At 40.5% G+C, this 4473-nt stretch carries 4 protein-coding genes and 4 tRNA genes; 1 reads left to right on the top strand and 7 read right to left on the bottom strand.

Annotated features, from left to right (window positions below):
* The 5 genes from GW828_RS19215 to GW828_RS19195 all read right to left on the bottom strand — a co-directional run.
* A partial coding sequence (locus GW828_RS19215) for a GTP-binding protein (protein ID WP_273693547.1) occupies positions 1-132 on the bottom strand: 132 nt, incomplete at its 3' end.
* Positions 133-245: 113 nt separating this feature from the next.
* Positions 246-320: transfer RNA gene (locus GW828_RS19210), tRNA-Ile, on the bottom strand.
* A 9-nt stretch (positions 321-329) separates the two neighbouring features.
* Positions 330-403: transfer RNA gene (locus GW828_RS19205), tRNA-Gly, on the bottom strand.
* Between the two features lie 34 nt (positions 404-437).
* Positions 438-522: transfer RNA gene (locus GW828_RS19200), tRNA-Tyr, on the bottom strand.
* Positions 523-529: 7 nt separating this feature from the next.
* Positions 530-605, bottom strand: a tRNA-Thr gene (locus GW828_RS19195).
* A gap of 223 nt (positions 606-828) precedes the next feature.
* Here GW828_RS19195 and coaA point away from each other — a divergent pair.
* Complete coding sequence (gene coaA / locus GW828_RS19190; RefSeq protein WP_124017700.1) at positions 829-1779, top strand: type I pantothenate kinase; 951 nt, start codon at positions 829-831, stop codon at positions 1777-1779.
* Between the two features lie 299 nt (positions 1780-2078).
* On the opposite strand, the gene birA is transcribed toward coaA, so the two are convergent.
* A complete protein-coding gene (gene birA, locus GW828_RS19185; protein WP_273059902.1) occupies positions 2079-3041 on the bottom strand; it encodes a bifunctional biotin--[acetyl-CoA-carboxylase] ligase/biotin operon repressor BirA in 963 nt (320 codons plus the stop codon).
* Complete coding sequence (gene murB / locus GW828_RS19180) at positions 3034-4059, bottom strand: UDP-N-acetylmuramate dehydrogenase (protein WP_273059903.1); 1026 nt, start codon at positions 4057-4059, stop codon at positions 3034-3036. The genes birA and murB overlap by 8 nt, the downstream gene beginning before the upstream one ends.
* Positions 4060-4473: the final 414 nt, after the last annotated feature.

Below are 4473 nucleotides of genomic sequence, written 5' to 3'. Positions count from 1 at the left end.
AACTTCACCACCATAAGTTTTAGACAAAACGGCAGAGATTGCTGCTGTTAAAGTTGTTTTACCATGGTCAACGTGACCGATGGTGCCCACGTTTACATGGGGCTTGTTACGTTCAAATTTAGCTTTTGCCATGGTATTGCCTCAGTCCAATTATCTTGGTGATGAAAACACATATAGTAAAAATCCGATGCATTAAATGACATCGAATCGATTATTTAGGGTTAGGAAGTTTATTCATGACAAGCTGGTGTTGATAGGCAGATTCGCACTGCCGACTCACCCTCATTAAAGGTGCGCTCTACCAACTGAGCCGTATCAGCGAACAAATTTGGAGCGGATGGCGGGAATCGAACCCGCGTTATCAGCTTGGAAGGCTGGAGTAATACCATTATACGACATCCGCGCAACCTGTTTAGGCTACCTAACTACCTAGAAAATGGTGGAGGGAGAAGGATTCGAACCTTCGAAGGCTGAGCCGTCAGATTTACAGTCTGATCCCTTTGGCCACTCGGGAACCCCTCCAGAAAAATGGTGCCGGCACCAAGAGTCGAACTCGGGACCTACTGATTACAAGTCAGTTGCTCTACCAACTGAGCTATGCCGGCGTATCATTTCGGGTTCGGATATTAGGTAAATGTGCCCCAGAGTGCAAGAGTAAAATGATAAAAAAACTAAAAAAAGTTTCAAATGACGTTTTTTTGCACTTGTTTAGCGCAAAAAGAGTGATTAGTAGGCAAATGTAATTAGTGATGAAGACAAATGAGAACCAAACTATTGTCGCCATTTATACGATAGTGTAATGTGCCTGACCAACCTAGAGGAATGGTTATGAACCCAATTAACTCAATACAAGATGCACTCTACTTTGCTTTTCAGCGCGAGCATTGGGCTGAATTACGCAAATCAGTGCCACTCACATTGAGTCAGGCTGAATTAGAAAACCTGCGTGGTATGAATGAAAAGCTGTCTTTAGATGAAGTCACTGACATTTACCTTCCTCTCAGCCGTTTACTGAATTTATTTGTCGGCTCTAAACAACAGCGTGGACTCGTTCTTGATAAGTTTCTTGAACAGAAAGCTTCTCCAGGTCCTTACATTATTAGTATCGCAGGAAGCGTAGCTGTCGGTAAGAGCACCACAGCACGCATCTTACAGACGTTATTACAGCGTTGGCCCGAGCATCCTAAAGTTGATTTAGTCACTACTGATGGTTTTTTATATCCATTAGCAGATTTAAAGCGTAAAGGACTACTGCAGCGTAAAGGTTTTCCTGAAAGTTATGACATGAAAATGTTAGTCGAATTTATATCGGCTGTTAAAGCTGGAAATAAAGAGATATTGGCACCACTTTATTCTCATGTCACTTATGATAGATGTCACGATGAACATCAAGCTATTCGCCAACCTGACATTTTGATTTTAGAAGGTTTAAATGTACTGCAAACGGGTTTAGATACCCCAATCGACACCAGAAGACCTTTTGTATCAGATTTTGTCGATTTCTCGATTTATGTTGATGCCGATGAGTCATTGCTTAAAGATTGGTATAAACAACGATTCCTGCAATTTAGAACTGGGGCGTTTAGTGACCCAAACTCATTCTTTCATCACTACTCTTCTTTGACCGACGATGAAGCGAATGTAATTGCTGCCAATATTTGGGATACCATCAATGGCCCAAATTTATCATTAAATATTCAGCCGACACGCGAGCGAGCTCACCTGATTTTACAAAAAGGCCCCAACCACTTAATGGATCGGGTTTTACTGCGCAAATAACACTATATGCGCCTATTATTAGGCGTTATTTAGTAAGACTTGTTCGAAATAACGGACTCACTCAATATTCAAAAGTACGCCATAAGGTGTGAAACTTAGTCATTCTAAGCAAATACCTTATAACCAGCTGATTGTATAAAAATAACAAACAACCGTTTAGTCGCCTCCTTCAGGCAGCATTTGAGTCTTTCTATTATGTTATTTCATTGTCTCATAGAGTAGAAAAACGACATCCTACAAGCTTAGGCAGGCGTCAAGCAGGCCTAAATTGCTGTAAAATCCAGCTTGTATAACCCAGCCTATGTCGCTGCTCGAAGACTGATTTCACCACCTAAATAGCGCTTAATACCTTGGTCAGTTTCAAGCAATAAAGCACCTTGCTCATCGATGCCTCGACAAATACCGTTCACACAATTGGGTGCCATGATTAATGAAACATCGCGATTAGCAAATAAATCATACTTATTCCAGCGATCCAAAAAAGCGCCCAACCCTTTTTGCTCAAATAACTGAAGATCAGTTTTAAGGGTTTTGTGCAGTTGGATCAATAGCTCGGTTTTATCTGGCATACTCATTAAACTAGAGAGATCACTCCAGGGCTGATCAATAAGCCCGCCTTGTTCTGCAGACATACTCATATTAATGCCAAAACCAATTACAAGCTCGGTTTGTTGCGCAGATGAGTGGGCTATTTCTACTAAAATCCCTGCTAATTTTTTATGTTCTAGATAAATGTCATTCGGCCATTTTAAACCTAGCCCCTCAACTCCAAACGCTGATAAAGCCTTAACAATAGAACAACCAACCACTAAGCTTAAGCCACTTACTTTGCTAATATCGCTATGTAAACGCCAGAACATGGATGCATAAATATGGTGCCCATAGGGAGACAACCATTTCCTGCCTCTTCGACCTCTGCCTGCAGATTGATATTCAGCGATGCAAATATCACCCGATTTAAGCTCACTAGTATGTCCCAGTAAAAAAGCATTAGTGCTTGTTGTTTCATCAAAATAAAAACAGCGGCCATCAACATTATTGACAAGAATTGACTCATTTACCAAGGACATTGGCGTCGCTAACTTATAACCTCTCCCCTTTACGCTGTAGATTTCAATTCCATAATCTTTTAATGCGTCGATATGCTGATTAATCGCCGCCCGAGTAAGCGATAGAGACTGCGCGATCACCTCACCAGAGACAAAATGCTCATGATGCAAACAAGCTAAAATTTGACGTTTACGAGACCAATGTTCATTCATTTATATCTATCTCCCCAGCAGAACCTAGAATCCTTGGCTCAGGTTGTAATCTAACGCCAAACTTATTAAAAACCGTCTGGATGACGTACAGCGCTAATTGGCATACTTCTTTACCTGAAGCATTACCAAGGTTAACTAAAACCAAAGCTTGTTCTTGATGAACCGCTGCATCACCTATATTAAAGCCTTTCAACCCAGCTTGCTCAATCAGCCAGCCGGCAGCAAGTTTATAATGATCATCACCTTGTGGGTAACCCACTAAAGCAGCATAACGAGTTTTAAGAGTATTATAGACATCTATTGATACCACAGGATTTTTAAAGAAACTGCCCACATTACCTAACTTTTTAGGATCAGGTAGCTTAGATTGGCGAACATGACACACACAATCAAAAATTTGTCTCGCGGTCACAGTTGCAGGATCTAAATGTTGCAGTGGACCATAGTTGGTAACGGCTTGCCACTGTTTAGCTAACTTTAAAGTCACTTCAGTGATAACAGCTAAGTTTTTAAGCTGTTGTTTAAAAATAGACTCGCGATAGCCAAAGTGACATTGGTCATTATCAAAATGGACTAACTTTCCGGTATCCAGTTGTAAAAACTGAATCTGATGACAGAACCGATTAAATTCAACACCATAAGCACCAATATTTTGTATAGGAGCGGCGCCAACAGTCCCAGGGATCAGGGCCATATTTTCTAAACCATAAATCTCTCTCGAAAGGCAATACTCAACCAAGTGATGCCAATTTTCTCCCGCTTGTACAGTGAGATAATAGAAGTCATCGTCTTGATCAATCACAATTCCCGTAGTCCTCACCTTAACAACCGTTCCCTGAAAGTCATCAGTAAATACCAGATTACTTCCGCCACCAAGTATAAGCATTGGGTTTTGTCGTTGATACAACTCAATACATCTAGTGATTAGCTCATTTTTGCTAGTGACTTCAACTAAAGAAGCGCAATGCTGATTTAGGCCGAGTGTGTTTAATGCAGTAAGGGAGATAGACATAGACAGACATCAAATTCAAAAATATAACGCTATTGTAGCAGGGAATTAGATAATAAATTACCATGATTAACCGGAAAAACATGCTGTGAATAATGCCATCAGACATCGAAGAGCCATCATATATGTCACAGTTTGCAGAGCTATACTAAAAATAAATGATAACTGAGCGAGTTACAGTCAATAATGACTAATAAACTTGTATTGATCCACCTTGTGAATAATCGCTATTCTAGTAGATCTTAAATCTAGCCTGTTAATGACCGACTCTCGCATTGGCATATTATCTAAACTGGTCAATAGATTAGGCCCAAGAACGGCTTTCAAACTCAAATTACAGACGTAAAAAAGCCCGCTACATAATAGCGGGCTGTTTCACGACTCTTTCAAGTCAATTAGGTGCCTGGAAATAACTCACTCTCG

This window comes from Shewanella vesiculosa, from assembly GCF_009994065.1.
GTDB lineage: Bacteria > Pseudomonadota > Gammaproteobacteria > Enterobacterales > Shewanellaceae > Shewanella > Shewanella vesiculosa.
This window is presented reverse-complemented; position numbering and strand designations above follow the sequence as displayed.